We start from the raw sequence: 26,761 nt of genomic DNA, 5'->3' as shown, positions 1-26,761 counted from the left end.
CCGGCGGCTACCTTCGGCCCACCCCTGTCGGGTGAAGTCGGAGGAGACCATGATGAGGATCAGAAAGTCGAGCGGCGCGCTGCTCGCGGTGGCCGTGGCGACGGCCGGCATCGTCGGCGGCTGCGGCGGTGGCGACAGCGTCGAGCCGGCGGACATCGTGCTGCGCGGCGGCAAGGTCGTCACGATGGACGGCCAGCGCCGCATGGCGCAGGCGGTGGCGGTGCGCGCCGGGCGCATCGCGTTCGTCGGCTCGGACGCCGATGCCGCGCAGCGCATCGGCCCGGGCACGAAAGTGATCGAGCTCGGCGGCCGCATGCTGATGCCGGGCTTCGTCGATGCCCACCTGCATGCGCTGGCCGGCGGCCGCGCGCTGCTGCTGTGCGACCTGGCCTATGCGCCGCTGACGCGCCCGCAGCTCGCGCAGAAGCTGCAGGCCTGCCTGGACGCCACGCCCGAGGCCGGCGCCGACACCTGGCTCGAAGCGGTGAACTGGGACCGCCAGTCGACCGCCGCACTCGACGCCGACCCGACCCGGGCCCTGCTCGATAACCTGAAAACGACGCGGCCCATCGCCGTCACCTCGTCGGACTTCCATTCGGTGCTCGCGAACTCGCGCGCCTTCGCGCTGGCCGGCATCACCGCCGCCACGCCCGACCCGGCCGGCGGCAAGTTCCTGCGCGAGGCCGGCGGCGCGCCCAGCGGCATCTGCGAGGACGCGGCCGGCTTCCAGCTGAAGGCCGCGATCCCGCCGGACAGCGAGGCCGACCAGCTGAAGCAGGGCCGCGCCGCGCTTGCCGCGCTGCGCGAGCAGGGCATCACCAGCTTCATGGACGCCGCGGCCGGCGAACCGCACCTGCGCGTGTTCAAGGCGCTGCGCGAGCGCGGCGAACTGACGGCCCGCGTCAACCTCGCGATCAACCTCGACGCCGAGCATGCCAACACCGCGCCGGCCGACGAGATCGCCCAGGCCAAGGCGCTGGCCGCGCAGGCCGATGCCGGCGCGCCGGTCCCGGCGCCGGGCGTGCGGGCCCGGGTGGTCAAGGTGTTCGTCGACGGCGTCGTCAACGCGCCGGCCGACACCGGGGCCCTGCTCACGCCCTACCTGCAGAACGCCGGCACCGAGGCAACGCCGCAGTGGGTGCCGGGCAGCAACCTCGGCCAGCTGTACTACACGCCCGCGTCGCTGCAGGCGCTGATGCTCGCGACGGTGGATGCCGGGCTCGACATGCACCTGCACGCCACCGGCGACCGCGCGGTGCGCACCGCGCTCGACGCGGTGGCGGCCACGCGGCAGCAGCGGCCCGGCGCGGACTTCCGGCCGGCGATCGCGCATGACGAGACCGTCGCGGTGGCCGACTACCCGCGCTTCGCCGCGCTGGACGTGATGGCCACGATGTCGTTCCAGTGGGGCCAGCGTGCGCCGTACTCGATCGGCGACACCGAGCACCACCTCGGCGTCGATCGCTTCGCGCGCATGGAGCCCTCGGGCAGCCTGCGGCGCGCCGGTGCGCGCATCGTGCACGGCAGCGACTGGCCGATCGATCCGTTCGACACCTTCCTGGCCTTGAAGGTCGGCGTCACGCGCTCGGGCGACCCGGCCAACCCGCACAGCGCGGCCAGCCTGGCGCCGGTGTTCGAAGGGCCGATCAACGCCGACCCCGCGTTGTCGCGCGACGACGTGCTGGCCGCGATCACCGTCAACGCCGCGCAGCAGCTGCGGCTGGAGAAGGAGATCGGCAGCCTCGAGAACGGCAAGTTCGCCGACCTGATCGTGCTCGAGCGCGACTTCCTCACCGTGCCCGACGCCGAGCTCGGCCGCAACCGCGTGCTGCTGACCATGGTCGGCGGCCAGGTGGTGTCCGCGCTCGACGGCCTGGCCGGCGCGCTGGCGCCGCAGCGCGCGGCGCTCAATGCCCGGGCCCGCGTGCTGAGCCCGCGCGGCTTCGCCGGCCATGCCATCCCGTCCCAGGTGCCCGGCGCGCCGCACGGCAAAGGCAACGGCGACGGCCACAACCACTGACGCCGCCGGCGGCGGATCAGGCCGTGTCGCGCGGCGCGGCCGGTGCCCCTGCGCGTTCGAGCACCTGCTCGACCGGCACCGGCGCGAACGGCGCTTGCCGCCGCACCCCCACGGTCCAGGCCAGTGCATAGACGAAGCTCAGCACCAGCACCGCGGCGAACGGGCCGTAGATGGCGGCCGGGGACATCGTCGGTGGGGCGATGTCGGCCAGCGCGGCCACGATGCCGGCCGAGGCCAGCAGTTGCGGCAGCGGGAACCACGGGCTGCGGAACGGCCGCGCCAGGTCCGGCCGGCGCCAGCGCAGCATCGCGATCGACAGGTTGACCAGCAGGTAGGACCCCGACCACGCGCACACGCCCGCCAGCACCAGCGGCATGATGCGCGTGACCTCGCCCTGCACCGCGATGGCGCCGACGATCGGGATCGCCGCGGACACCACGATGCCCAGCACCGGCGTGCGGTAGCGCGGGTGCAGCCAGGCGAAGGCGCGCGGCAGCGCACCGTCCAGCGCCATGCCGTACAGCAGCCGCGGCAGCGCGGCCATCAGCGTGTTGATGGTCGCCGCGCCGGCCAGCAGGAACGCGAGGCCCAGCCACACGCGGCCCGGCGCGCCGAGCACCGCGCTGGCCAGCAGCGGCACGGCCTGCGGTGTCTCCAGCAGGCGCAGCGTGCCGTCGCCGATGGGCCGGTCGGGCACCTGCCGCAGCAGTGCCAGCGCCCACAGCCCGGTGCACAGCAGCACGCCGAACAGGCCGAGGACCATCGCGCGCGGAATCCAGCGCTGCGGCGCGCGCATCGACGGCGCCAGCGGCGTCACGAACTCCAGCCCCAGGAACATGAACAGCGCCATGCCCACCAGCGAGAAGGCCGCGGCCGGGTCGTCGCCGATGCGCGAAGCGCCCAGCCCGGGCGGCGCGCCGGCGGCCGGCGGCAGCAGCAGCGCGCCGATGCCGAACACCATCAGCGTCAGCCACATCGCCGCGGTGACGACGATCTCGACCCGCGCGAACAGCTGGATGCCGAAGAAGTTCAGCACCGCGAAGCCGAGCACCAGTGCGACGCCGACGACCCAGGTGGCCTGGTGCGCCACCAGCAGCGCGTGCAGCGACTCGAAGTGCACCGTGGCCATCACGCCGGCCAGCACCGTCTCGGCGGTGCCGGCGAAGGTGTGCACCAGCAGGTAGGTCGACAAGGTGCCGGTGATCGCGGCCACGCGCCCGAGCCCGCAGGCGATGAAGTCGTAGACCGAGCCGGCGGTCGGCAGCAGCGTGGCGGCTTCGGCGAAGGTGCTGGCCTGCAGCGCCATCAGCGCGGCGGCGACCAGCATCGCGACGAAGAACAGCCGGCCGCCCAGCGAGACGCCGCTGCTGGCCGTCAGCATCACCGGACTGGCCATCACCAGGCCCACCGCGGTGGCCAGCGCGGTGGGAAAGCCCACCGCGGCGCGGGCCAGCTGCGTGGAAGGCGGGGGTGGGGGAATCGGTGTCAAGGCCTCGGCGTCCGGCGCGTCGGCACATGCCGCGCCGGCGCATGCTAGCGCCGGGCGCGCGCGCCTCAGTGCACCGTGATCGCCTTGGCGTCCAGCGTCGCGTCGAATCGCAGCGTGGCCGGCCAGCCGGGCCAGCCCACGCCCAGCGCGGCGTTGTTCGGGTCGCCGGTGCGGGCGAAGGCGCCGAGGCTGCGCATCATCGCGTCCGACAGGGCCAGCCGGCCGGGCCGGTTGGCCCGCGTGAACGAGATGTTGGCGTACAGCGAAGGGCCGAAGTTGCCGAACACGAAGGGCAGGTCGAAGGTGTGCGCGGCGCCGAAGAGGCGGTCGAACGGCGGCGGCAGGCGGTCCCAGGCGAACTCGTAGGCCCACACCGGCTGCCGGCGCGTCTGCAGCGCGTTCAGCACGTCGTCGCGGATCGCGGTGAACCACAGCCGGTCGAGCGCGGCGGCGCGGGCATCGAAGCCGGTGCCCGGCGCGTCGGTGGGCAGGTAGGCGGCGGGGATCCAGTCCTCGAGGCGGGTCTGCGGCGCGGCCTCGGGGTCGTAGCGCGAGGCCAGCGCGAACACCGCCGCGTCGTCCAGCCGCCGGCCGCTGACCCCGCCCAGGTCCGGCCGCAGCGCGAACAGCTGCGGGAACAGCTTGGTCTCGTCGCGCGCATGGCCGGCCAGCACCGGCACCGCGACATGCTGCCCGGCGCGGATCGCCGCGATCGGGTCGGGCGGCAGCACCCAGCCGTCGGGAATGGGATTCGAGGCGGCCATCCCGCGCGCGGCCAGGCGGGTGCGCACCAGCGCCAGCAGGGTGTCGGCACTGCGGCCGCGCAGCCAGGCCGCGAGCGCGGCAGCATCGTGCGTGGCCACGTGGCGGCGCGCGGCGTCGAGGTCCGGTGCCAGGCCTGCGGCCACCAGCGCTTCGAGCAGCAGCGCTTCGCCGCGGGCGGCCCACACCGGGGCCGGCAGCACGCCCGGGATGGCGCCCTTGGGCAGCGTGGCGGCGCTGGAAATGCCGCCACTCAGCGCCACCAGGCGGTGGAAGAGCGGCCGGCTGCGCGCCACCAGCATCGGCGAGGCCAGCAGCGCGTAGACGTTCACCGCGCCGGCCGACTGGCCCATCAGCGTCACGCGCTGCGGGTCGCCGCCGAAGTGGTGGATGTCGGCGGCCACGAACTCGAGCGCCTTCACGATGTCCAGCAGCGCGAAGTTGCCCGAGTCGGCCTCGCGCTGGCCGGTCTTCAGGGCCGCGAGGTTCAGGAACCCGAAGATGCCCAGCCGGTAGTTCACCGAGACGACCACCGCGTCCTGGCTGCGCGCGAGCGCGGCGCCGTCGTACACCGGGTCGGCGGTGTAGCCGGTGATGTTGCTGCCGCCATGCACGAACACGATCACCGGTCGCGGGGCCGCGGGCCGCGAGGCCGGGGTCCAGATGTTGAGGTAAAGGCAGTCCTCGGCGCCCACGGTCTGGCCCAGCGTGCGGCCGATGGTCTCGTCGTAGCGGTTGTTCAGGCCCGGGCCGTAGAGCCGGCCGGTCTGCACGCAGGCCGGCGCGAACGCGGTGGCCTGGCGCGGCGCCTGCCAGGGCAGCGGGTCCTGCGGCGCCTGCCAGCGCAGCTCGCCGACCGGCGGCCGTGCGAAGGGCACGCCCTTCCAGTGCCAGGTGCCGCTGGCCTGCGTGTCGTCCTGGCCCAGCACCGGGCCCCAGCGGGTGTCGCGTTGCATCGGTGGCTGCGGTGTGGTGGCCGGTCCGGCGCAGGCGCCGGCCAGCACGGCCAGGCCGAGCGCGCAGGCGCGCGCCCAGCGGACCGCGAAGGGCTCCAGGGCGCGGCTCATTCGGGGGTGATGTTGGCGGCCTTGATGATCTGGGCCCATTTGCGTGTCTCGCTGTCGATGAAGGCGGCGAACTCCGGCCCGGTGCTGCCGCGCAGCTGCAGCCCCAGGGCCTCGGCCTTCTGCCGGATGTCCGGTCGTGCCAGCACGGCCTGGGTCTCGCTGGCCAGGCGCTGCACCACCGCGGCCGGGGTGCCGGCCGGCACCATCAGGCCGTACCAGCCGTAGCCCACCACGCCGGCCAGGCCCGCTTCGCGGAAGGTCGGCGTCTGTGGCTGCAGCGGCGTGCGGTCCTCGTTGGCGACGGCCAGCACGCGCAGCTTGCCGGCCTGCACGTGCGGCAGCGCGGTGGAGAGGGCGGTGAGCGTGCCGTCGATGCGGCCGGCCAGCAGCTCGTTGTAGGCCGGCGCGTCGCCGCGGTACTGCACCACGACGCCCTGGACGCCGGCCGCGCGCAGCAGCAGTTCGGCCGTCAGGTGCGGGGCCGATCCGGCGCCGGGCGAGCCAAACGTCAGCCCCTTGGGGTTGGACTTGGCGTAGGCCACGAACTCGGCCACCGTCTTGTACGGCGCGCTCGCGTTCACCACCAGGAACAGCGGGGCGATGGCGGTGCGCGTCACCGGCTCGAAGCTCTTCCTCGCGTCGTACGGCAGCTTGGGGTAGAGCGCCTCGCCGATGGCGATCGGCGCGGCGGCATGCAGCACCGTGTAGCCGTCGGGTGCGGCGCGGGCGACGAACTCGTTGGCGATGCGCGTGCCCGCGCCGGCCTTGTTCTCGACCACCACGTTCTGGCCCAGCCGCGCCGCCAGTGCCTCGGCGAGCAGCCGCGTGAGGATGTCGTTCGAGCCGCCGGCGCCGTAGGGCGAGATCAGGCTGAGCGGGCGCGCGGGCCAGGCCTCGGCACGCGCCGGCGGCGCGAGCAGGCCGAGCGGGCCGAGGCTGGCCCCGAGCAGGTGGCGGCGGGTGATGGGCATGGCGGGTCTCCGGGTCGGGCGGTGGAGGAGGGGCTGCGCTGGGGTGTGCGGCGGCGTCGCGGGGCGTCAGGCCAGCACGCCGGCCCGGCGCAGGCCGTCGATCTCGGCGGCGGCATAGCCGGCCTCGGCCAGCAGCGCGTCGCCGTCGGCGCCGCAGGCCGGCGCGGCGCGCAGCACCGGCTGCGGCGCGCCGTCGATGCGGTAGGGCCGGCCGAGCGCGCGGTAGTGCACGCCGTCGGCGCCGGTGGCCTCGACGACGAGGCCGCTGGCGGCCAGCTCCGGGCCGGCCAGCACCTGCGAATAACGCCTGACTGCACCGGCCACGATCTGCTGGCCGGACAGCAGCTGCACGCAGTCGTCGCTGCTGCGGCCGGACAGGCACTCGCGCAGCACCGCGCGCAGCGCCGGGCGGTTGGCCACGCGCAGCGCGTTGGTGGCGAAGCGCGGGTCGGCCACCAGGTCCTCGCGGCCGAGCAGCCGGCACAGGCGCTGCCAGTGGTCCTGCGCATAGGCCGAGACCACGATGTGGCCGTCACGCGTGGGCACCAGCTCGGCCGCCGGCGCATTGAAGGGCTGGCCGTCGCCCACGCGGGCGGGCTCCTCGGCGCCGCCGAGGTAGTCGGCCCAGGTGGCCGCCTGCAGGTGCATGGCCACCTCGAACAGCGAGGTCTCGACGGCGGCGCCGGTGCCGCTCTTCTTGCGGCCGTACAGGGCCGCCAGCACCGCCTGCGCGCCGAGCTGCGCCGCCGCGGCATCGATGATGGGCACGCCCACGCGCTGCGGGGGGCGGTCCGGCTCGCCGGTCACCGACATCAGCCCGCTCTCGGCCTGGGCCGCGATGTCGTAGCCCGGGCGCTCGCGCGACGGGCCCTGGCTGGCGAAGCCCGCGATCGAGAGGTACACGATGCGCGGGTAGCGCGCGCGCACCGCCCTCGGGCCGAGCCCGAGCTTGTCGGCCGCGCCAGGCCGCAGGTTCTGCACCACCACGTCGGCCCCGGCCATCAGCCTCAGCGCGGCCTCGCGGCCGGGGTCGCTCTTCAGGTCCAGCCCGATCGAGCGCTTGCCGCGGTTGTAGGCGCGGACCATCGCCTGGCCATAACGTCCGATGTGACGGGCCTGGTCGCCGGCGAGCGGCTCGATCTTGACCACCTCCGCGCCCAGCTCGGCCAGCGCGAGCGCGGCGCCGGGGCCGGCGATGTACTGGCCGAGGTCGATCACGCGCAGGCCGGCGAGCGGCAGGGCCGTGGCGGTGGGGGGCATGGGCGGCGTTGTCTCCGGTGGGGGCTGCGGCTCGGGGTGGCGCGCTGCTGCGCAAGATAGGTCATGTGGCGATGCCAGAAAAGTCGAGAATGCTGATGACGTGATCACCATTCGTGATGGAAGCAAGGGCGGTGCACCGATGAGCAAGGGCTTCGACTTCCTGGTGCGCCGGCTGCGCCTGCGGCACCTGGACCTGCTGGTGGCGCTGGCCGAGACCGGCACGATGCGCGCGGCCGCCGCACGGCTGCACCTGAGCCAGCCGGCCATCAGCAAGATGCTGCGGGAGGCCGAGGGGGCCCTCGGCGCGCGCCTGTTCGAGCGAAGCCGCCAGGGCGTGCAGCCCAGCGCGGCGGGCATCGCCGCGGTGCACCGGGCGCGCGTGGCGCTGAACGAGCTGGCGCATGCCGGCAGCGAGGTCGAGGCCATCCGCGGCGGGCGCAGCGCGGTGCTGCGCGTGGGCACCTTCTCGGTGACGGCGGCGGTGCCGGCGGCGGTGGTGCGGCTGCGCCAGCGCATGCCCGGCGCGGCGGTGCACCTGCACGAGGGCCGCGTGGGCGAGCTGGTGCAGCGGCTGCTGGAAGGCGACCTCGATTGCGTGTTCGGCGCGCTCACGCCCGAGCTGCTGTCGAGCAGCCTGCTGCGTTCGCTGCAGTCGCAGCTGCTGCTGCCCGACGCGCTGTGCGTGCTCGCGGCCGAGGGCCACCCGCTGTGCCGCCGGCGCGGCCTGGGCTGGCCCCAGCTGCGCACGGCGGCCTGGGTCGCGCCGCCGAAGGGCACGCTGGTGCGCCAGGCCTTCATGTCGGCCTTCCTGGACCAGGGGGAGGAGCCGCCGGAGCCGGTGATCGAGACCATGTCCTCGGTCACCATCGGCACGCTGCTGCGGCTGGACCCGGCCCTGGTGGGCGCGGTGCGCCACGAGCATGCGCGCGACGAGGTCGCACGCGGCGGCTTGCGGCGGCTGGCACTGAAGCCCGCGGTGCCGCTGCCGCCGCTGGGTCTCTACACCCGGCGCGGCGATGCCGCCGCCACGCCGGTGCTGCAGGAGTTCGTGCGCGCGCTGCAGGCGGCCGGCGCGCGCGCGGCCAGTCTCAATGCACCGTGATCGCCTTGGCGCCTAGCGTCGCGTCGAAGCGCAGCGTGGCCGGCCAGGTGGGCCAGTTCACGCCCAGCGCGGCGTTGTTCGGGTCGCCGCTGCGGGCGAAGGCGCCGAGGCTGCGCATCATCGCGTCCGACAGGGCCAGCCGGCCGGGCTGGTTGGCCGAGGTGTACGAGATGTTCGCGTACAGCGAGGGCCCGAAGTTGCCGAACACGAAGGGCAGGTCGAAGGCATGCGCGGCACCGTAGATCACGTCGAACGGCGCGGGCAGCTGGTCCCAGTCGAAGCGGTAGGCCCAGACGTTCTGCTGCTGCGTCAGCAGGGCTTCGGCGGCCTTGTCGCGGCCGATGCCGAAGAAGATCTGGTTGACCTGCTCGGTCTTCGCGTTCCAGCCGGTGCCCGGCGTGGTCGCGGGCAGGTAGCTGGCCGGGATCCACTGCTCGACGGTCGTCGTGGGCGGGCCCTCGGGCTTGTAGTTGAAGGCGATCGAGAACACGGCGGCGTCGTTGATCAGCCGGCCGTTGATGCCGCCCACGGCAGGCAGCAGCGTCGGGAACAGCTTGCCCTCGTCGCGCGTGTTGCCCAGCAGCACCGGGCCCTTCACGTACTGGCCGGCCTTGATCGCCGAGATCGGGCTGGTGGGCACCACCGTGCCTTCGGGAATCGGGCCCGAGCCGCCGGCGCCGATCGGCGCGAGCTTGCTCACCACCGTCTGCCAGATCGTGTCGGCGCTCTTGCTCCTGAGGTACGCGGCCACCTCGGCCGGCGTCTTCGAGGCGACGTAGGCGCTGGCCGCCGTGAGGTCGGCGGCCAGGCCGTCGGCGATCACCAGCTGCGCGAGGAAGTAGTCCGCCTGGCCGCGGAAATCGGAGGGGCGGGCCAGCGCAGCGATGCTGCCGGCCGGCAGCTCGGACGCGAGCGAGATGGCGCCGCTGATCGGCACCGTCTTGTGCACCAGCGCGGGCTTGGCGCTCACCACCAGCGGCGAGGTCATCACCGCGAACACGTTCACCGCGCCGGCCGACTGGCCCATCAAGGTGACGTTGCCGGGGTCGCCGCCGAAGTTGGCGACGTTGCGGTTGACGAACTGCAGCGCCTTGATGATGTCCAGGATCGCGAAGTTGCCCGAGTCGTCCAGCGCGTTGCCGCTCTTCAACTGCCCGAGGTTGAAGAAGCCGAGCAGGCCGAGGCGGTAGTTCACCGTGACGACGACGGCATTGGCGGTGCGTGCCAGGGTGGCGCCGTCGTACACCGGGTCGGCGGTGTAGCCGGTGATGTTGCTGCCGCCGTGCACGAACACGATCACCGGCAGCTGCGTGGCGGCGCTGGCCGGGCGCCAGATGTTCAGGTACAGGCAGTCCTCGGCGCCCACCGTCTTGCCCAGGGTGCTGCCGATGGTGGCGTCGTATTGGTTGTTCTGCCCCGGCCCGTACAGCCGGCCGGCCGATGAGCAGGCATTGCCGAAGCTCTGCGCGAAGCGCGGCGTGGTCCACGCCTCGGGCTCGGCCGGGGCCTTCCAGCGCAACTCGCCCACCGGTGCCTTCGCGAAGGGAATGCCCTTCCACGCATAGGTGCGGCTGGTGGCCGACTGGTCGGTGCCGATCACCGTGCCCAGGTGCGTGGCGCGCTGCGTGGGCGGCACATCCTCATACGGCACGCAGGTGAACGAGGCCGCGGCATTGACGTCGCCCGTGCCGTTGTAGCGCGGCCAGTTCGGGTAGTCGCACAGCGGCCGCGTGCGGCTGATGGCCCCGGTGGCGGTGTCGGCCATCACCTGCGGCGGCGGCGCAGTGCCTTTCTCGGCCCAGTTCTCCAGCGTGGTCAGCGAGTCCCAGGCCACGTTGAAGTTGGTGCTGACGGCATGGCCATAGCCCGGCGCCTGGTAGAAGCGCACGAACTTGGCCACCTCGGCCGGGCCCATGCGGGCCTGCAGGCGCTGGTAGTACTCCTCGGTGCCGCGCGAGCTCACCAGCACGTCGGCCGTGCCGTGCGCGAGCAGCAGCTTGCCGCCCTTGGCGGCGAAGGCGTCCAGGTTCACCGGCACGTCCAGCAGGGTGCTGATCTCGCTGATGCGCGGGCCCCAGGGGCCGGGGTTCTCGGGGTCGAGCGAGAGCGAGTCGAAGCCGATGTCGCGGGTGATGCCGTAGCGGATGATCGCGTCGGTCTGCCGGCTGATGTAGGGCGCGGTGGCCGGCATCGGGAACACCGGTTGCGAGGTGGCGAGGTTCAGGAACGCGACCGTGGCCTCCAGCGGGTTCGGGTTGCTGGTGATGCCCAGGTCCGCGCCCCACACGTTGTAGCCGGGATAACCCGTTTCGCCGCTGGCCAGCGTGAAGTTGAAGCGGGTCGATGCGTTCATTGCCTTCAGCGTGGCGATCTGCACGTCCGACAGGCAGTGGTCGCCGGCGTCCACGCCGTCGGGGCAGCGCAGCGGCGTGCCGTTGACGGTGGCGGTCTCGGGGTCGAACGCGGCATTGCAGCGCTGCTGGTTGGCGATGATGCCGTCGGCCAGGCCGTCCATGGCATCGCAGGCGGCCAGCGCGGCGTTGTAGACCAGCAGGCGCTTGGCCGGGCTGGGGTAGGCGCCGGGCTTGGCCAGCGCGCGGTTCATGCGGTGGCCGGCCAGGATGGCCGACATCTGCTTCCACGCCGGGTACCAGGCGATGATGCCGTTCCAGTCGTCGGGCCAGCGGGTGCCGACCTCGAGGGCCTCGCGCCCGCCGGTGGAGCCACCGGCGAAGTAGGCCTTGTCGATCTTGTCGACGGCGTAGCGGGCCTTGATCAGGTAGGTGGCCGCGTCGCGCGTCTTCTTCAGCGCCTCGCCGGCCCAGTTGCGCAGCATCTCCTCGTTCGTCAGGAACGTGCCGTCCAGCGAACCCAGCGCGCCGGCGGCGTGCCCGCCGTTGCTGGCGAACACTGCGTAGCCGCGGCCGATCGGCACGGTCTGGTCGGCGGGGCCGGCCGGCACGTTGCCGGTGACGTTGGGGAGCGTGCCGTCGAAGCCGCCGCCGCCGAACATCACCGCCTTCCTGTTCCACACCGTCGGCAGCGCGAGCCGGAAGGTGATGGGCTGCGCGGCCGGGTCCACCGGCGCGATGGTGGCCGTGACCAGGCAGTGCTCGGGTACCAGCTTCGCGCCGCTGCCCGCGGCATCGACCGGCGTGGCCGTGGTCACCGTGCCGCCGGTGGTCGGCAGGCCGATCGCCGTGGCAGGGATGGCCAGGCCGACCAGTTGCGCGCAGGTCAGCGCCACCGGGCCACTGGGCGGCGCCGGGGGTGGGGGCTCGGTCTCGCCACTGCCGCCACAACCGGCCAGCAGGGTGGCCAGGGCGATCGCCGACGCGCCTCGCCAATCGAGTCTCGGGTGTGTCATGGGTCTCCTCGTTCCGTCCAGGGCGCGCCCCGTCGGGGCGCTGCACGGGTCAGTCTCGGAGGGGGGACGGTGGCGATCAATGTCGGGCGGGCACACTGCCCGCCGCGGCCCGATGTGTGCGCAGACCACCGCACAAACCCTGGCCGCGGGCGCTCAGGTCGGCGGCGGTTCGCTCAGGCTCCACAGCCGCAGCGCGATGTGGAGCTCCAGTGCGCGCGAGGCCTGGCCCCAGTGGCCGAGCAGGTCCTCGATGGTCGTCAGCCGCTGGCGCACCGTGTTGACGTGGATGCCCAGCCGCTGGGCGGTGGTCTTGGCGTTCTGGTTGCAGTCGAAGTACTTCAGCAGCGTGGCGGCGAGCTCGCTGCTGCGCTTGCGGTCGTGCGCGATCAGCGCACCGATGGTGGCCTCGAGGTAGCTGGCCAGGCTGGCCTGGTCGTGGGTCTCGAACAGCGCCGAGTACAGCGCCATCTCGTTCTGGCCGACCACCTGGCCCTGCACGCCCAGCCGCCCCAGCACCGCCAGCGCGCGCCGCAGCATCGCGAACAGGGCCGGCACCTCGGCCGGTCCGCTGACGGGCCGCGACAGCACGCCGCGGTGCCGCGCGCCGAACTCGCGCCGCGCCCACACCGACACCGTGTCGCGCACCTCGGCCGCGCGCGTGGCGCCGCACAGCAGCACCAGCACGCCGTCGACATCGTCGAGCAGCGTGCCGGCCAGCTCCGACAACCCGCGCAGCCGGCGCGCGGCATAGCCGGCACTCGGGCCGTCGAAGACCACCACCATCAGCGACAGCGACTGCGCCAGGTTCATGCCGTGCCGTTCGGCCTGGTTCATCAGCACCGCCGGCTCGTCCTGCCGCGGCGACAGCAGCGCGCGCAGCAGCGCGGCCACGCCGCGGCTGCGGCTGGCCTCCATGCGCTCCTGCGACAGCAGCACGATGCCGATGACGCTGGAACTGCGCTCGAAGGTGCGCACCGCGACCTCCTCGAGCTCGCCGCGGTGGAACAGCGCGATCGCGCCCAGCACGTCCTCGCCGCCGATCACCGGCATCACGCGGCAGGCCTCGCCGGCCACGCGGTAGGCCTCGACCGAGCGGCCGAGCTGCCGGCTCTGGCGCAGCGCGGCATGCAGCTCGGCGCTGCGTTCGCCATGCGGCGCATAGCCCTGCATCAGCCGGCCTTCGTAGCCGGCGGCCAGGCCCTGGCTGACCACCTGCGCTGCCTCGTCCAGCACCAGCAGCGCGCCGCCGAGCAGCTGCGCCACCGTCTGGCACAGCGTGGACAGCGTCGCGCCGCGCGCCAGCAGCGAGGTCATCTGCTCGTGCGCGTCGGCCGCGGCCTGGATGCCGCGCAGGTGGTGCTCGAGCTCGGCGCGCGCGCGGCCGGCGTTGTCCAGCGCGGCATGGGTGCGCTCGAAGTCGCGCGCGTTCTTCAGCGCCACCGCGGCATGGGTGGCCAGCGTGCACAGGATCGAGAGGTTCTGCGCGCCATGCGTGCGGTGGTAGCGGTCGGCGACGAACAGCAGCCCGATGACCTCGTTGTCCCAGATCAGCGGCACGCCCACCAGCGCGGCAATGCCCTCGGCGCGGAAGGCGTCGTCGAGCTGCGCGTCATGGGCGAAGCGCTTGTCGTGCAGGTAGTCCGGCGTCGCGAAGGGCAGGCGGCTGGACATCACCACGCTGACCACGCCGCGGTCGTGCCGCGCCACCATGCCCGAGGTGCTGCCCGAGAGCGCGCCATCGGTCACCAGCACGTGGAACTCGCCGCGCGCGGGATCGTGGATCGACAGCCACGCCACGTTCGCGTCCAGCAGCTTGCGCGCGCGCTGCACGATGGCGTTGAGCACGGCCGTCAGCTCGAGCCGGCTCGACAGCTCCTGCGCCGATTCGATGACCGCCAGCAGGCCGTGCTCGCGCTGCTGGTGCAGCTCCAGCCGGTTGCGCACGGCCATGGCCATGCGCACGGTCTCCACCAGCGCGGGCTTCGCGGGTGACCCATCGTCCAGCGCCTCCGCTTCGGCCAGCCGCTGCGCGAAGTCGTCGGCCGGCGCGTCCGCGTGCAGCAGGCGCACCAGTTCGCCGGCGAGGCGGGCGCCGCTGTCGGGGGTCGGGGGGCTCCTCATGGCGCGTGCAGGCTAGCAGATGCGGGGTCGCCCAGGGGCGCCGGCGGCAGGCCGCGGGAGACACCGAATCCGCCGCTTCAGTGTGCGCACGCGACATTGGTTAGGCGCGGTCGGCCACGCACACTGGCCCCCGACCGCCGCACCCCGAACGCCCCGTGCCCCGAAGGACAACGATGCCCATCCTGGATACCCTGCGCCCGATGCCGAACCTGCGCGTGCTGGTCACTGCCGGGGCCGGCGGCATCGGCGCCGCGATCGCCCGCGCCTTCCACGAGGCGGGCGCGCAGGTGCATGTGTGCGACATCGACCGCAGCGCGCTCGACCGTCTGATCGCCGAGACCCCGGGCCTCACCGGCAGCATGGCCGATGCCGCCGTCGAACGCGACGTCGACCGCGTGTTCGACGACGTGCAGGGCGCGCTGGGCGGCCTGGACGTGCTGGTGAACAACGCCGGCATCGCCGGGCCCACCGGGCCGATCGACCAGATCGACGAGGCCGCCTGGGCCCGCACGATCGCCGTCAACCTGAACAGCCAGTACCACTTCGCGCGGCGCGCGGTGCCGCTGCTGAAGAAGTCCGAGGCCGGGCCCAGCATCGTGGCGATGAGCTCGGCCGCCGGCCGGCTGGGCTATGCCTATCGCACACCGTACGCGTCCAGCAAGTGGGCGGTGGTCGGCCTGATGAAGTCGCTGGCCATCGAGCTGGGGCCCCACGGCGTGCGCGTCAACGCGATCCTGCCCGGCACCGTCGAGGGCGAGCGCATGCGCTCGGTCATCGCCGCGCGCGCCGCGGCGGGGGGCGTGGGCTTCGAGGCCATGCGCGAGGAGTACCTGCGCAAGATCTCGCTGCGCCGCATGGTCAGCACCGACGACGTGGCGGCGATGACGCTGTTCCTGTGCTCGCCCGCCGCCCGCAACGTCACCGGCCAGGCCATCAGCGTCGACGGCAACCTCGAATACCTCTGAAGCGCCATGGCATCGCCCACCGACAAGGTCATCATCAGCTGCGCCGTCACCGGCTCGGTCCACACGCCGACGATGTCTCCCCACCTCGCGCTCACGCCCGAGCAGATCGCCGAGCAGGCGATCGAGGCCGCGCAGGCCGGCGCCGCGATCCTGCACCTGCATGCGCGCGATCCGGCCGACGGCCGGCCCACCGCCGACCCGAAGGTGTTCGACGCCTTCGTGCCGCGCATCAAGGCCGCCACCGACGCGGTGATCAACATCACCACCGGCGGCAGCACGCGCATGACGCTGGAGGAGCGCCTGGCCTACCCGCTGCAGGCGCAGCCGGAGATGTGCTCGCTGAACATGGGCTCGATGAACTTCTCGATCCATCCGGTGGCGCGCAAGGTCAGCCAGTGGCAGCACGCCTGGGAGAAGCCGTACGTCGAAGGGATGGAGGACACCATCTTCCGCAACACCTTCCGCGACATCAAGCTCATCCTCGATCGGCTGGGCCAGGGCTGCGGCACGCGCTTCGAGTTCGAGTGCTACGACGTCGGCCACCTGTACAACCTGGCGCACTTCGTCGACGAAGGGCTGGTCGAGGGCCCGCTGTTCATCCAGAGCATCTTCGGCATCCTCGGCGGGCTGGGGCCGGACCCCGAGAACCTGGTGGTGATGAAGTCCACCGCCGACCGCTTGTTCGGCCGTGGCGGCTACCGCTTCTCGGTGCTGGGCGCCGGGCGCCACCAGATGCCGCTGCTGACGATGGGCGCGGTGCTGGGCGGCCATGTGCGCGTCGGCCTCGAAGACAGCCTGTACCTCGGCAAGGGTCAGTTGGCCCGTTCCTGCGCGGAGCAGGTGCGCAAGATCCGGCGCATCCTCGAGGAGCTCTCGCTCGACGTGGCGACGCCCGCCGAAGCCCGCGCGATGCTGGGCCTCAAGGGCGCCGACGCGGTGGGTTTTTGACACGGCCGCGACGCCGGCCGCAGGAGCAAGCATGAATCGGAGACTGCAAGGCCGCGTGGCGCTGGTGACCGGCGCCGGCGGCGGCCTCGGGCGCACGCACGCGCTGGAGCTGGCGCGCCATGGGGCGCGCGTGATCGTCAACGACCTGGGCGCCTCGGCCGAGGCCGTGGTCGACGAGATCCGCGCGCTGGGCGGTGAGGCGCTGCTGCAGGTGGGCGACGTGACCTCGGCGGCCGACATGGCCGCGCTGGCAGCACGCGCGATGCAGGCCTGGGGCCGCATCGACATCCTGGTCAACAACGCCGGCGTGCTGCGCGACCGCAGCTTCGCGAAGATGAGCCTCGACGACTTCCGCCTGGTGCTGGAAGTGCATGTGATGGGCGCGGTGCATGCCACCCAGGCTGTGTGGGCGCAGATGCAGGCGCAGCAGCACGGGCGCATCGTGTTCACCACCTCGTCATCGGGCCTGTACGGCAACTTCGGCCAGGCCAACTACGGCGCCGCGAAGATGGCGCTGGTCGGCCTGATGCAGACGCTGGCGCTCGAAGGCGAACGCAAGAACATCCGCGTGAACTGCCTGGCGCCCAGCGCGGCGACCGCGATGACCCAGGGCATCCTGCCGCCCGAGGCGCTGGCCCAGCTGACGCCCGAGCGCGTGAGCCCCGGCCTGCTGGCGCTGGTGGCCGACGAGGCGCCCACGCGCACCATCCTGCTGGCCGGCGCCGGCAGCTTCGAGTGCGCGCACATCACGATGACGCAGGGCATCCACCTGGCCGACACCGCCGGCGCGGCCGAACAGCTGTGCCGGCGGCTTGGCGAGGTGATGCAGCGCCACGGTGAGCTCGTGCCCGCCTCGGGCTGGGAGCAGTACCGGCTGGAGCTGCGCAAGGCCGAAGGCCACTTTCCCATTCAACAGGAGACAACCCGATGATCCGCATTCCCCGTGGTCCACTGGCGCTGGCCGCGCTGGCCCTTTGCTTGAGCACCGCCCACGCGCAGAAGGGCGAGACGGTCAAGATCGGCTGGATCGATCCGCTCACGGGGCTGATGGCGCCGGTGGGGCAGAACCAGATCAAGAGCTTCCAGTTCGTCGCCGAGCACTTCAACAAGAGCAATCCGGCCGGCGTGAAGTTCGAGATGGTGCCCATCGACAACAAGTTGAGCCCGCAGGAGAGCACGAACGCGGTGAAGTCGCTGATCGACCAGGGCGTGCGCTACATCGTGCAGGGCAATGGCTCGGGCGCGGCGCTGGCGATCATGGACGCGGTGGGCAAGTACAACGAGCGCAATCCGGGCAAGGAACTCGTCTACCTGAACTACGCCGCGGTGGATCCCGACCTGACCAACAGCAAGTGCAGCTACTGGCACTTCCGCCTGGACGCCGACACTTCGATGAAGATGGAAGCGTTGACCAGCTGGATGAAGGACGAGAAGGACATCCACAAGGTCTACATCATTGGCCAGAACTATTCGCACGGGCACCAGGTGTCGCGCTATGCGAAGGAAATGATCGCGCGCAAGCGGCCGGACATCCAGATCGTCGGCGACGACCTGCACCCGCTGGCGCAGGTGCGTGACTTCGCGCCCTATGTCGCGAAGATCAAGGCCTCGGGTGCCGACACGGTGCTCACCGGCAACTGGGGCTCCGACCTCACGCTGCTGGTGAAGGCCGCCAACGACGCCGGCCTGAACGTGCGGTTCCTGACCTACTACGCCAGCGTCTCGGGCACGCCCACCGCGCTGGGTGCGGGCGCCGCGGGCCGCGTGTACCTGGTGAGCTACGGCGAATCCAACATGCCCGGAGAGATCGGCAAGCTCGCCAACGAGTTCAAGGCGCGCTTCAACGACGACTACTACACCTTCGCCACCTACCACGCCTTCGCCTTGCTGAGCACCGCGATGGCGCAGGCCAAGACCACCGACCCGGCCAAGGTGGCCGCCGCGATGGAAGGCCTGAAGTTCAAGACCTTCAGCGGCGAGGCCGAGATGCGCAAGGCCGACCACCAGCTGCAGCAGGGCCTGTACATCGCGGTATGGAAGAAGGCCGATGCGAAGAACCCGTACTCGGTCGAGAACACCGGCTACAACTTCCAGCGGGTCAAGTACTACGAGCCCTACGTCTCCAGCACGCCCACGTCGTGCCAGATGAAGCGTCCGTGAGCTGTTGACCCCGGCCGCCTGGCGGCCGCCCCCGAGGGGCTACCCAACCCGACCGGCAGAGCCGGATCGGGTCGGGCGGCTCCGATCACCATCGCGCTCCCCTGGCCGCCCTTGGCGGCCTGTCCCCTCCGGGGGGGTGCTGCGCGACTTGAGCATTAGCTGGAGTGCCATGAGCCAGGTGCTGATCAACACCCTGAACGGCGTCAGCTACGGGCTGATGCTGTTCATGTTGAGCTCGGGGCTGACGCTGATCCTGAGCATGATGGGCGTGCTGAACTTCGCGCACGCGAGCTTCTACATGCTGGGGGCGTACTTCGCGTACACGCTGACCGGGCTGATCGGCTTCTGGGCGGCGCTGCTGGTGGCCCCGCTGGCGGTGGGCGTGGCCGGCGCGCTGTTCGAGCGCACGGCGCTGCGCCGGGTGCACAAGTTCGGCCACGTGCCCGAGCTGCTGATCACCTTCGGGCTGTCGTATGTGGTGCTTGAAGTCGTGCAGCTGATCTGGGGCCGCACCTCGCTGGCCTTCGACCCGCCGGCGTCGCTGCAGGGCCCGGCCTTCACCGTCGTGCAAAGCGCGGCCAGCGGCCTGTCCATCGTGCTGGGTGCGGCGTCCGACACGGTGTGCCAGGCCGCCAGCTGCTCGCGTTTTCCGATGACCCGCGCCTTCATGATGGGGGTGGCGCTGCTGATGCTGCTGGCGCTGTGGCTGCTGCTCACGCGCACGCGCATCGGGCTGGTGATCCAGGCGGCGCTCACGCACCCGGAGATGGTCGAGGCGCTGGGCCACAACGTGCCCTGGGTCTTCATGCTCGTCTTCGGCGTCGGCTCCACGATGGCGGGCCTGGCCGGCGTGGTGGGCGGCATCACCTTCGTCACCGAGCCGGCGATGGCCGCGGTGGTGGGCTCGATCATCTTCGTCGTCGTGGTCGTCGGCGGCATGGGCTCGCTGGCCGGCGCGTTCGTCGCCTCGCTGCTGATCGGGCTGCTGCAGACGCTGCCGCTGACGGTGGACGCGTCGCTGGCCGACGCCATCAACCGCTTCGGTGGCCAGATCGGGCCGAACTCGCCGGGCTGGCCGCTGCTGCGCATCACGCTGGCGCAGGCCGCGCCGATCCTGCCGTACCTGCTGCTGGTGCTGATGCTGATCCTGCGCCCCAAGGGCCTGATGGGCACGCGTGAAGGCTGACCCCATGACCACACAGACCATCAAGATCGCCAACGGCGCGCACGCGCAGCGGCCGAACTACCACTTCAAGCCCCACAACGTCGGCCGCTGGCTGATCTGGGGCGGCTTCGCGCTGATGCTGGGCGTGGTCCCGCTGCTGTGGACGAGCAGCTTCGCGCAGACCATGCTCTCGCAGATGGGCATCGGCATCATCGCGTGCCTGGCCTACAACATCCTGCTGGGCCAGGGCGGCATGCTCAGCTTCGGGCACGCGGTGTACAGCGGCTTGGGGTCCTTCCTGGCCATCCACACGCTGAACATGATGATCGCCGGCGACATCTGGCTGCCGGTGAGCCTGGTGCCGCTGGTGGGGGGCTTCGGGGGCCTGTTCTTCGCCGCCATCCTGGGCTACGTCACCACCAAGAAAAGCGGCACCACCTTCGCGATGATCACCATGGGCATCGGCGAGCTGGTGTGGTCGATGTCGCTGATGATCCCGGAGTTCTTCGGCGGCGAAGGCGGCATCACCACCAACCGCGTGTTCGGCAAGCCGGTGCTGGGCATCAGCTTCGGCCCGCAGATCCAGGTGTACTACCTGATCGCGATCTACTGCTTCATCTGCACCGCGGCCATGTATGCGCTCACGCGCACGCCGCTGGGGCGCATGCTCAACGCCGTGCGCGACAACCCCGAGCGGGTGGAGTTCATCGGCTACAGCACGCAGAACGTGCGCTACCTGGCGTTCATGATCTCGGGCTTCTTCGCCGGCATCGCGGGCGGCCTGGGGGCGCTGAACTTCGAGATCGTCACCGCCGAAGTGGTGGGCGCGCTGCGCTCGGGCGCGTACCTGCTGTTCGTGTTCCTGGGCGGGGCCACCTTCTTCTTCGGCCCCATCATCGGGGCGGTGCTGATGGTCGTGGCGCTGGTGCTGCTGTCCGAACTCACCAAGGCGTGGCTGCTGTACATGGGCATCGTGTTCCTGTTCATGGTGATGTACGCGCCCGGGGGCGTGGCCAGCCTGATCATGATGAACGTGCGGCTGGCGGCCTACGGCAAGCTCAAGCGCGTGTGGACCTCCTACCTCGCGCTGGGCGGCTCGGGCCTCGTGGCGCTCAGCGGCCTGGCCGTGATGATCGAGATGGTCTACCACCTGCAGCTCAATGCCGCGCTGGGCCCGGAAATGGAGTTCCTGGGGGCCAGCCTGAACGCCCGCGGCCTGGACAGCTGGCTGGGGGCCCTGTTCGTGCTGGGCATCGGCGTGGCGATGTTCGAGCTCTCGCGCCGCAGCTTCAGCCGCGAGTGGGGCCAGATCCAGGAAGAGATCGAGGCCGAGATCAAGCGCAAGGAGTCGGCAGCATGAGCTACGCCATCGAGCTCAAGGAACTGCGCAAGAGCTTCGGCAAGACCGAGATCATCCGCGGCGCCAACCTGGCGGTGAACCCCGGCGAGCGGGTGGCCATCATCGGGCCCAACGGCGCGGGCAAGTCCACGCTGTTCAACCTGATCAGCGGGCGCTTCGGCCCCAGCAGCGGCGAGATCCTGCTGCATGGCCAGCGCATCGACGGCATGACGCCGTTCCAGATCAACCGCCTGGGGCTCTCGCGCAGCTTCCAGGTCAGCAACCTGTTCACGCGGCTGTCGGTGTTCGAGAACATCCGCTGCGCGGTGCTCTGGAGCATGGGCCACCGCTACGCGTTCTGGAAGTTCCTGGCCGACCTGACGGATGCCAACGAGCGCGCCGAAGAGGTGATGGCGATGATCAAGCTCGACCGCCGGCGCGACCACCTGGCCACCAACCTGACCTATGCCGAGCAGCGCGCGCTGGAGATCGGCATCACCATTGCCGGCGGCTCCAGCGTGATCCTGCTGGACGAGCCCACCGCGGGCATGAGCAAGAGCGAGACCAAGCGCTTCATCCAGCTGATCCGCGACGTGACGGTGGGCAAGACCCTGCTGACGGTGGAGCACGACATGGGCGTGGTGTTCGGGCTGGCCGACAAGATCGCGGTGCTGGTGTATGGCGAGGTGATCGCCTTCGACACGCCCGATGCGGTGCGCGCCAACCAGCGGGTGCAGGAGGCCTACCTCGGCTCTGTTCTCGCCGACGCTCAAGCCGCAGGACATTGAGATGCTGAAACTGCAGGACCTGCACGCCTACTACGGCAAGAGCCATGTGCTGCATGGCGTGAACTTCGAGGTCAAGCCCGGGGAGATCATTGCCCTGCTCGGGCGCAACGGCTCGGGGCGCTCGACCACGGTCAAGACCATCATGGGCCTGGTCGAAGGCCAGGGCACGATCCAGTGGCGCGACAAGCCCATCCTCGGGCTGCAGGCCTACGAGATCGCGCACCAGGGGATCGGCTACGTGCCCGAGAACCGCGACATCTTCCCCAAGCTCACGGTGCACCAGAACCTGATGCTGGGCGAGAAGCGCGGCGCGAAGAAGCCCAGGTGGAGCTTCGACGACATGTACGGCATGTTCCCGCGGCTGAAGGAGCGGCAGCACACGGAAGCCGGCGTGCTGTCCGGGGGCGAGCAGCAGATGCTCACGCTGTGCCGCACCTTGATGGGCGACCCGGACCTGATCATGATCGACGAGCCCACCGAAGGGCTGGCGCCCAAGATCGTCGAACTGGTCGCCGAGTACCTCAAGGAGCTCAAGCGCCGTGGCATCTCGGTGCTGCTGGTGGAGCAGAAGCTGACGATCGCGCTCGAAGTCTCCGAGCGCTGCCTGGTGATGGGCCACGGCCAGATCGTGTTCGAGGGCACGCCGGCGGAGCTGAAGGCCGATGCCTACATCCGCAAGGAGTGGCTGGAGGTGTAGCGGCGCGGGGTCGACGGTCGGCGCGGGCAGGGCGCTGCGGATAATCGTCGACCCGCCATGACCGACTTCCAACTCGTCCCGCCGCCCTCTCCGGACGCCGCTGACCTCGACCTGCTGTGGCGGGCCGTCTGCCTGGCAGGGCCGCCGCGCAGCCGCACCTGGCTGCTGCGCTTTCTGCGGACGCTGGAATGGCGCACGGCACAGGGCACCTTCTTTGCCGCTGCCGATGTCGAGGCGGGACTCAAGCGCCTGCAGGCCGAGCGCCGCCTGGTCGATCAGCCCGGCCAGGGCCTGGACGTGCCGGCCGCGCAGCGCGCCGGACAGATGCCTCATCTGCTGGCCGGGCCCTTGGCCGCCCAGGCCTGGCGTGCCTGGGCGCTGGCCGGCACGCACGATCTGGCCAGCGGCCTGGAGCCCACGCCGCCGGGCCTGCAGGGCCGTGCCGAGGCCGTGGCCTTTGCGCGTTTGCTGCTGTATGCCGGCTTCGATGGCGAGACGCTGCGTCGCACGCTGCGCCGCATGATGGGCGCGACTGCCAGCGACCCGGTGCTGGCCGAAGCGCTGGTCTCGCCGTTCATGCCGGCCCTGTTCGAGCGCATGGCGGCCGATGCGCGCGACCTGCTGCTCGAGGGCCTGCTGCCGCAGCTGTCCAGCGCCACGCCCATGCTGCAGCCGCTGCTGGCCTGGCTGGAGGCGCGGCTGGACAGCGATCCGGCCAGCCTGCCGCCGCCGCTGCGCCTGAGCCTGGCCGAGCGCCGCCTGCATGCGGGCGACACCGCCGGATGCGAGCGCGCGCTGGCCGGGCTGCAGGGCATCGGCCCGGCGCTGATGCAGGCCGGCCTGCTGGCCCATGCCGGTCGCTGGCGCGAGGCCTCGGCGGCATTCGCCAAGGCGCTGAAAGATGCGGCCACCGAGCTGCGCACCAAGCGCGGCATCGCCCCCTACAGCCTGCTGCAGTGGTATGCCCTGAGCCTGCTGGCCCAGCCCGAGATCGCCGCCTGGACACAGGCGATGAAGTTCTGCATTGCCGAATCGGGCTCGCGCAAGCCGCCGCCCGACGAAGGCTGGGGCCTGTGGGCGCATGCCGTGGCCGCGCGCCTGGGCGATGAAGCCTGGGCCGCGGAAGCCTTCGCCCACCGCAGCGGCTGGAACCCGCGCGACGACCTGCAGGACAACGCCGACCGCCTGATCCTCGCCGCCTGGCTGGGCCAGTCCCCGCCAGGCTGGAAGGACGCGCAGATCCTGGCCACCGTGCGGGCGCTGCACGTGGCCGGCCTGCCGTGGAAGGCCGACCTGGTGCGGCAGGCCTGCGAACGCCTGGGTCGCGCCGTGCCGCCGCGCCTGCCGGACGACGGCCCGCGCTGGGCGCCGCGGTTCTACGCCGCGCCGCAGGAACCCTGGCGCGACGCGCTGGCGGCGATCCAGGCACTGGGCGACGCCAAGACCACCGACACCCAGTCCGCGCGGTCGGCGACGCTCCAATGGCACGTTGTGCTCGATGCCGAACACCGGCCGATCGAGGTGGCGCCGTTCGAGCGCGTGGTCGGCGCGCGCGGCCCGGGCAAGCCGAAGCCGGTGCCCTTGTCGCGGGTGAAGAAGAGCGCCCAGCTCGATCCGCGCGACGCCGCGGTGGCGCGCTGCATCGATGCCAGCCGCTGGATGCCGTCGCAGCTGGCCATCGACGTCAGCAGCGCGGTGCTGGCGCTGATCGGCCACCCCTCGGTGGTGTTCGCCGACGCGCCGGAGCAGCCGGTCGAGTTGCGCGAGGCTTTGCCGGTGCTCGAGGTGCAGCGCCAGCGCAGCGCCGATGGCAGCGAGCAGTTCGTGTTCCACCTGGCCGACCCGCTGCTGGCCAGGCGCCCGGCAGAGGCCGGCGAACGCTTCACCGCCAGCGATGCCAGCGCCGAGTCCGAGCGCCGCAACGGCCTGCGCGTGCTGCGCCAGGGCCCGGCCCTGGCGCGGGTGATCCGCATCACCCCGGCGCAGCGCCGGGTGGCCGAGCTGGTGGCCAAGCAATGGGCCGTGCCCGCCACCGCGCAGGCCGAGCTGGCCGCCGCCTTGCGCGTGCTGGCCGGCCACTTCCAGCTGCACAGCGACGCCGACGCCGGCGAAGCCGTGCCCAGCGAGCCGCGCCTGCGCGCGCAGCTCAGCCCCAGCGGCGAAGGCCTGCTGCTGCGGCTGCGCGTGCAGCCCTTCGGCGGCTTCGGCCCGCAGCTGCTGCCGGGGCAGGGTCGTGCACGCCTGCTGGCCCTGCACCAGGGCCGCAACCTGTCGACCGAGCGCGACCTGGCGGCCGAGTCCGCGCACCTGCAGTCGGTGCTGGAAGCCTTGCCGGGGCTGGCCGCTGCCGACGAGGCCGAGTCCGCCGGCTGGCGGCTCGACGATCCGGAGGCCGCGCTGGCGGTGGTGGAGGCGCTGCCGAGGCTGCCCGGCGTGATCGGCATCGACTGGCCGCGCGGCAAGCCGGTGCGCGTGCTCACGGCGGCCAGCCCGGCGCTGAAGCTGGCGGTGGGCAGCGGCGCGGACTGGTTGTCGGTCGATGGTGAGCTGCGCGTCGACGAGCAGCGCGTGCTCGGCCTGCAGCAGCTGCTGCAGCTGGTGCAGGACTCGCGCCGCAGCCGCTTCGCCGCGCTGGGCGAGGGCGAGTACCTGGCGCTGAGCGAGCAGCTGCGCCAGCAGCTGGCCGACCTGCAGGCGCTGGGCCAGCCCGCGAAGAAGGGCCTGCAGGTGCCGGCCGCCGCCGCGGCCTGGCTGGCCGAGACGCTGGAGGGCAGCGCGCTGTCCGGCGACAGGCGCTGGTCCCAACGCCTGAAAGCCCTGGAGGCCGCGGCCGCGCTGCAGCCGGAGCCGCCGGCCGCCTTGCAGGCCCAGCTGCGCGGCTACCAGGCCGAGGGCTTTGCCTGGATGATGCGCCTGGCCCATGCGGGCCTGGGCGCCTGCCTGGCCGATGACATGGGCCTGGGCAAGACCGTGCAGACACTGGCGATGCTGCTGGCGCGCGCGGCCGAAGGTCCGGCGCTGGTGCTGGCACCGACCTCCGTCTGCGGCAACTGGGTGGCCGAGGCGCAGCGCTTCGCACCGGCCTTGCGCGTGCGGCTGTACGGCGAGGGTGACCGCGCGCAGGCGCTGCAGGGCCTGGGCCCGGGCGACCTGGTGGTGGCCTCCTACGCGCTGGCGCAGATCGACGACGAGGCCTTCGCGCCGGTGGCCTGGGCCACGCTGGTGCTCGACGAGGCCCAGGCGCTTAAGAACGCCGCCACCAAACGCGCAAAGGCCGTGGCCAACCTGCAGGCCGGCTTCCGCCTCGCGCTCACCGGCACGCCGGTGGAGAACCGGCTGGCCGACCTGTGGTCGATCATGAACCTGCTCAACCCGGGGCTGCTGGGCAGCGCCGGCCAGTTCGCCGATCGCTTCGGCAATGCCATCGAGCGCGCCCGCGACGAGGCCGCGCGCCAGCGCGTGCGCCGGCTGGTCTCGCCCTTCCTGCTGCGCCGAACCAAGGCCCAGGTGCTGGACGACCTGCCGCCGCGCACCGAGATCATCCACCGCGTCGAGCCCGGCGCCGAAGAGCGCGCCTTCCTCGAAGCCGCGCGCCGCCAGGCACTGGAGCGCGTCGAATCATTGGGGCTGGAGCCCGGTGCGCCGCAGGCCTCGTTCCACCTGCTGGCCGAGCTCACGCGCCTGCGCCGCGCCGCCTGCGACCCGCGCCTGGTGGCGCCCGAATCGGGCCTGGTCGGCGCCAAGGTGATGGAGTTCGAGCAGCTCGCGCTCGAACTGGTGGCCGGCCGCCACAAGGCGCTGGTGTTCAGCCAGTTCACCGACTTCCTGCGCCTGCTGGCCGAGCGCCTGCAGGCCGCCGGCATCGCCCACCAGTACCTGGACGGCGGCACGCCGGCGGCGGCACGCACGCAGCGCGTGGAAGCCTTCCAGCGCGGCGAGGGCGAGCTGTTCCTGATCAGCCTGAAGGCCGGCGGCTTCGGCCTGAACCTGACCGCGGCCGACTACGTGATCATCGTCGACCCCTGGTGGAACCCGGCCGCCGAAGACCAGGCCATGGGCCGCGCGCACCGCATCGGCCAGCAGCGGCCGGTCACCGTGTACCGGCTGGTGACGGCCGGCTCGATCGAGGAACGCATCGTCGCGCTGCACCACGACAAGCGTGCGCTGGCCGAAGGCATCCTCGAAGGGCAGGACGGCGGTACACCGCTGCGGCCGGAGGAATTGCGGGAGTTGCTGGGCGGAGCCTGATCGGCGCGGCGTCCTGCCGCCACGCCCGCCCGCCGAGGGTTTTCACCGAGGCCTCCGCCCTTGTCGCTCCAGCGACATGCTCCGACGATGGACGATCCATAGAATCGAACGATCGTGCTTTTTCCTGTTCCGACCTCCCCGCTGAAAGGGATTGCCTCATGAGCGCCAGCTACGAAGTTCGCGACGGTGTTGCCGTCATCACGATGAACAACCCGCCGGTCAACGGCCTGGGCTACGACACGCGGGTGGCGATGGCCGATGGCCTGGCGCGTGCGCAGGCCGATGCGGCGGT

17 protein-coding genes are annotated in these 26,761 nt (G+C 71.9%); 11 read left to right on the top strand and 6 right to left on the bottom strand.

Features of this window, described 5'->3' with window-relative positions; genetic code table 11:
- Positions 1 to 52 precede the first annotated feature (52 nt).
- On the top strand, positions 53 to 2,020 hold the full coding sequence (locus ACILR4_RS19135; protein WP_395702467.1) for an amidohydrolase: 1,968 nt from the start codon (positions 53 to 55) through the stop codon (positions 2,018 to 2,020).
- A 16-nt stretch (positions 2,021 to 2,036) separates the two neighbouring features.
- Here the strand turns inward: ACILR4_RS19135 and ACILR4_RS19130 are convergent, their stop codons facing one another.
- The 4 genes from ACILR4_RS19130 to ACILR4_RS19115 form a co-directional block, all read right to left on the bottom strand.
- The gene (locus tag ACILR4_RS19130) at positions 2,037 to 3,509 is read right to left on the bottom strand and encodes an APC family permease (protein WP_395702466.1); all 1,473 of its coding nucleotides are present in this window, start codon (positions 3,507 to 3,509) and stop codon (positions 2,037 to 2,039) included.
- A gap of 65 nt (positions 3,510 to 3,574) precedes the next feature.
- On the bottom strand, positions 3,575 to 5,338 hold the full coding sequence (locus ACILR4_RS19125; RefSeq protein ID WP_395702465.1) for a carboxylesterase/lipase family protein: 1,764 nt from the start codon (positions 5,336 to 5,338) through the stop codon (positions 3,575 to 3,577).
- Positions 5,335 to 6,309, bottom strand: coding sequence for a Bug family tripartite tricarboxylate transporter substrate binding protein (locus ACILR4_RS19120; protein WP_395702464.1), 975 nt, complete (start codon positions 6,307 to 6,309; stop codon positions 5,335 to 5,337). Before ACILR4_RS19120 ends, ACILR4_RS19125 begins: the two co-directional genes overlap by 4 nt.
- Before the next feature lie 66 nt (positions 6,310 to 6,375).
- On the bottom strand, positions 6,376 to 7,569 hold the full coding sequence (locus tag ACILR4_RS19115; RefSeq protein ID WP_395702463.1) for a CaiB/BaiF CoA transferase family protein: 1,194 nt from the start codon (positions 7,567 to 7,569) through the stop codon (positions 6,376 to 6,378).
- Between the two features lie 100 nt (positions 7,570 to 7,669).
- Here ACILR4_RS19115 and ACILR4_RS19110 point away from each other — a divergent pair, with 100 nt between their 5' ends.
- Positions 7,670 to 8,671, top strand: coding sequence for a LysR family transcriptional regulator (locus tag ACILR4_RS19110; RefSeq protein ID WP_395702462.1), 1,002 nt, complete (start codon positions 7,670 to 7,672; stop codon positions 8,669 to 8,671).
- On the opposite strand, the gene ACILR4_RS19105 is transcribed toward ACILR4_RS19110, so the two are convergent.
- Positions 8,658 to 12,038, bottom strand: coding sequence for a tannase/feruloyl esterase family alpha/beta hydrolase (locus ACILR4_RS19105; protein WP_395702461.1), 3,381 nt, complete (start codon positions 12,036 to 12,038; stop codon positions 8,658 to 8,660). The genes ACILR4_RS19110 and ACILR4_RS19105 overlap by 14 nt on opposite strands.
- 153 nt (positions 12,039 to 12,191) lie before the next feature.
- Positions 12,192 to 14,159: a helix-turn-helix domain-containing protein gene (locus tag ACILR4_RS19100; RefSeq protein WP_395702460.1), complete on the bottom strand. Its 1,968-nt coding sequence runs from the start codon at positions 14,157 to 14,159 to the stop codon at positions 12,192 to 12,194.
- Between the two features lie 173 nt (positions 14,160 to 14,332).
- Here ACILR4_RS19100 and ACILR4_RS19095 point away from each other — a divergent pair, with 173 nt between their 5' ends.
- From ACILR4_RS19095 to ACILR4_RS19055, 9 genes are all read left to right on the top strand, one after another.
- A complete protein-coding gene (locus ACILR4_RS19095) occupies positions 14,333 to 15,124 on the top strand; it encodes an SDR family oxidoreductase (protein ID WP_395702459.1) in 792 nt (263 codons plus the stop codon).
- A 6-nt stretch (positions 15,125 to 15,130) separates the two neighbouring features.
- Positions 15,131 to 16,072: a 3-keto-5-aminohexanoate cleavage protein gene (locus tag ACILR4_RS19090; RefSeq protein WP_395702458.1), complete on the top strand. Its 942-nt coding sequence runs from the start codon at positions 15,131 to 15,133 to the stop codon at positions 16,070 to 16,072.
- Positions 16,073 to 16,103: 31 nt separating this feature from the next.
- On the top strand, positions 16,104 to 17,003 hold the full coding sequence (locus tag ACILR4_RS19085; protein WP_395702457.1) for an SDR family NAD(P)-dependent oxidoreductase: 900 nt from the start codon (positions 16,104 to 16,106) through the stop codon (positions 17,001 to 17,003).
- On the top strand, positions 17,000 to 18,232 hold the full coding sequence (locus ACILR4_RS19080) for a branched-chain amino acid ABC transporter substrate-binding protein (protein WP_395702456.1): 1,233 nt from the start codon (positions 17,000 to 17,002) through the stop codon (positions 18,230 to 18,232). The genes ACILR4_RS19085 and ACILR4_RS19080 overlap by 4 nt, the downstream gene beginning before the upstream one ends.
- A 169-nt stretch (positions 18,233 to 18,401) precedes the next feature.
- Positions 18,402 to 19,418 carry a branched-chain amino acid ABC transporter permease gene (locus ACILR4_RS19075; RefSeq protein ID WP_395702455.1) on the top strand — a complete coding sequence of 339 codons (1,017 nt, stop codon included), beginning with the start codon at positions 18,402 to 18,404 and terminating at the stop codon, positions 19,416 to 19,418.
- Positions 19,419 to 19,422: 4 nt separating this feature from the next.
- Entirely contained in the window at positions 19,423 to 20,757 is a 1,335-nt protein-coding gene (locus ACILR4_RS19070) for a branched-chain amino acid ABC transporter permease (RefSeq protein WP_395702454.1), read from the top strand.
- On the top strand, positions 20,754 to 21,524 hold the full coding sequence (locus ACILR4_RS19065; RefSeq protein WP_395702453.1) for an ABC transporter ATP-binding protein: 771 nt from the start codon (positions 20,754 to 20,756) through the stop codon (positions 21,522 to 21,524). The genes ACILR4_RS19070 and ACILR4_RS19065 overlap by 4 nt, the downstream gene beginning before the upstream one ends.
- Before the next feature lies 1 nt (position 21,525).
- The gene (locus ACILR4_RS19060) at positions 21,526 to 22,221 is read left to right on the top strand and encodes an ABC transporter ATP-binding protein (protein WP_395702452.1); all 696 of its coding nucleotides are present in this window, start codon (positions 21,526 to 21,528) and stop codon (positions 22,219 to 22,221) included.
- A gap of 57 nt (positions 22,222 to 22,278) precedes the next feature.
- Positions 22,279 to 26,469, top strand: coding sequence for an SNF2-related protein (locus ACILR4_RS19055; protein WP_395702451.1), 4,191 nt, complete (start codon positions 22,279 to 22,281; stop codon positions 26,467 to 26,469).
- Positions 26,470 to 26,761: the final 292 nt, after the last annotated feature.

The sequence above is a fragment of the Aquabacterium sp. genome (assembly GCF_044226965.1).
Lineage (GTDB): Bacteria > Pseudomonadota > Gammaproteobacteria > Burkholderiales > Burkholderiaceae_C > Pseudaquabacterium.
The sequence above is the reverse complement of the archived record's forward strand: the minus strand, read 5'-3'. Positions and strand labels throughout refer to the sequence as shown.

Bases quoted from the DNA above. Each gene is read 5' to 3' on its own strand.
- ACILR4_RS19135 (WP_395702467.1), top strand. From the start codon at position 53: ATGAGGATCAGAAAGTCGAGCGGCGCGCTGCTCGCGGTGGCCGTGGCG.
- ACILR4_RS19125 (WP_395702465.1), bottom strand. From the start codon at position 5,338: ATGAGCCGCGCCCTGGAGCCCTTCGCGGTCCGCTGGGCGCGCGCCTGC.
- ACILR4_RS19120 (WP_395702464.1), bottom strand. From the start codon at position 6,309: ATGCCCATCACCCGCCGCCACCTGCTCGGGGCCAGCCTCGGCCCGCTC.
- ACILR4_RS19115 (WP_395702463.1), bottom strand. From the start codon at position 7,569: ATGCCCCCCACCGCCACGGCCCTGCCGCTCGCCGGCCTGCGCGTGATC.
- ACILR4_RS19105 (WP_395702461.1), bottom strand. From the start codon at position 12,038: ATGACACACCCGAGACTCGATTGGCGAGGCGCGTCGGCGATCGCCCTG.
- ACILR4_RS19100 (WP_395702460.1), bottom strand. From the start codon at position 14,159: ATGAGGAGCCCCCCGACCCCCGACAGCGGCGCCCGCCTCGCCGGCGAA.
- ACILR4_RS19095 (WP_395702459.1), top strand. From the start codon at position 14,333: ATGCCCATCCTGGATACCCTGCGCCCGATGCCGAACCTGCGCGTGCTG.
- ACILR4_RS19090 (WP_395702458.1), top strand. From the start codon at position 15,131: ATGGCATCGCCCACCGACAAGGTCATCATCAGCTGCGCCGTCACCGGC.
- ACILR4_RS19085 (WP_395702457.1), top strand. From the start codon at position 16,104: ATGAATCGGAGACTGCAAGGCCGCGTGGCGCTGGTGACCGGCGCCGGC.
- ACILR4_RS19080 (WP_395702456.1), top strand. From the start codon at position 17,000: ATGATCCGCATTCCCCGTGGTCCACTGGCGCTGGCCGCGCTGGCCCTT.
- ACILR4_RS19075 (WP_395702455.1), top strand. From the start codon at position 18,402: ATGAGCCAGGTGCTGATCAACACCCTGAACGGCGTCAGCTACGGGCTG.
- ACILR4_RS19070 (WP_395702454.1), top strand. From the start codon at position 19,423: ATGACCACACAGACCATCAAGATCGCCAACGGCGCGCACGCGCAGCGG.
- ACILR4_RS19065 (WP_395702453.1), top strand. From the start codon at position 20,754: ATGAGCTACGCCATCGAGCTCAAGGAACTGCGCAAGAGCTTCGGCAAG.
- ACILR4_RS19060 (WP_395702452.1), top strand. From the start codon at position 21,526: ATGCTGAAACTGCAGGACCTGCACGCCTACTACGGCAAGAGCCATGTG.
- ACILR4_RS19055 (WP_395702451.1), top strand. From the start codon at position 22,279: ATGACCGACTTCCAACTCGTCCCGCCGCCCTCTCCGGACGCCGCTGAC.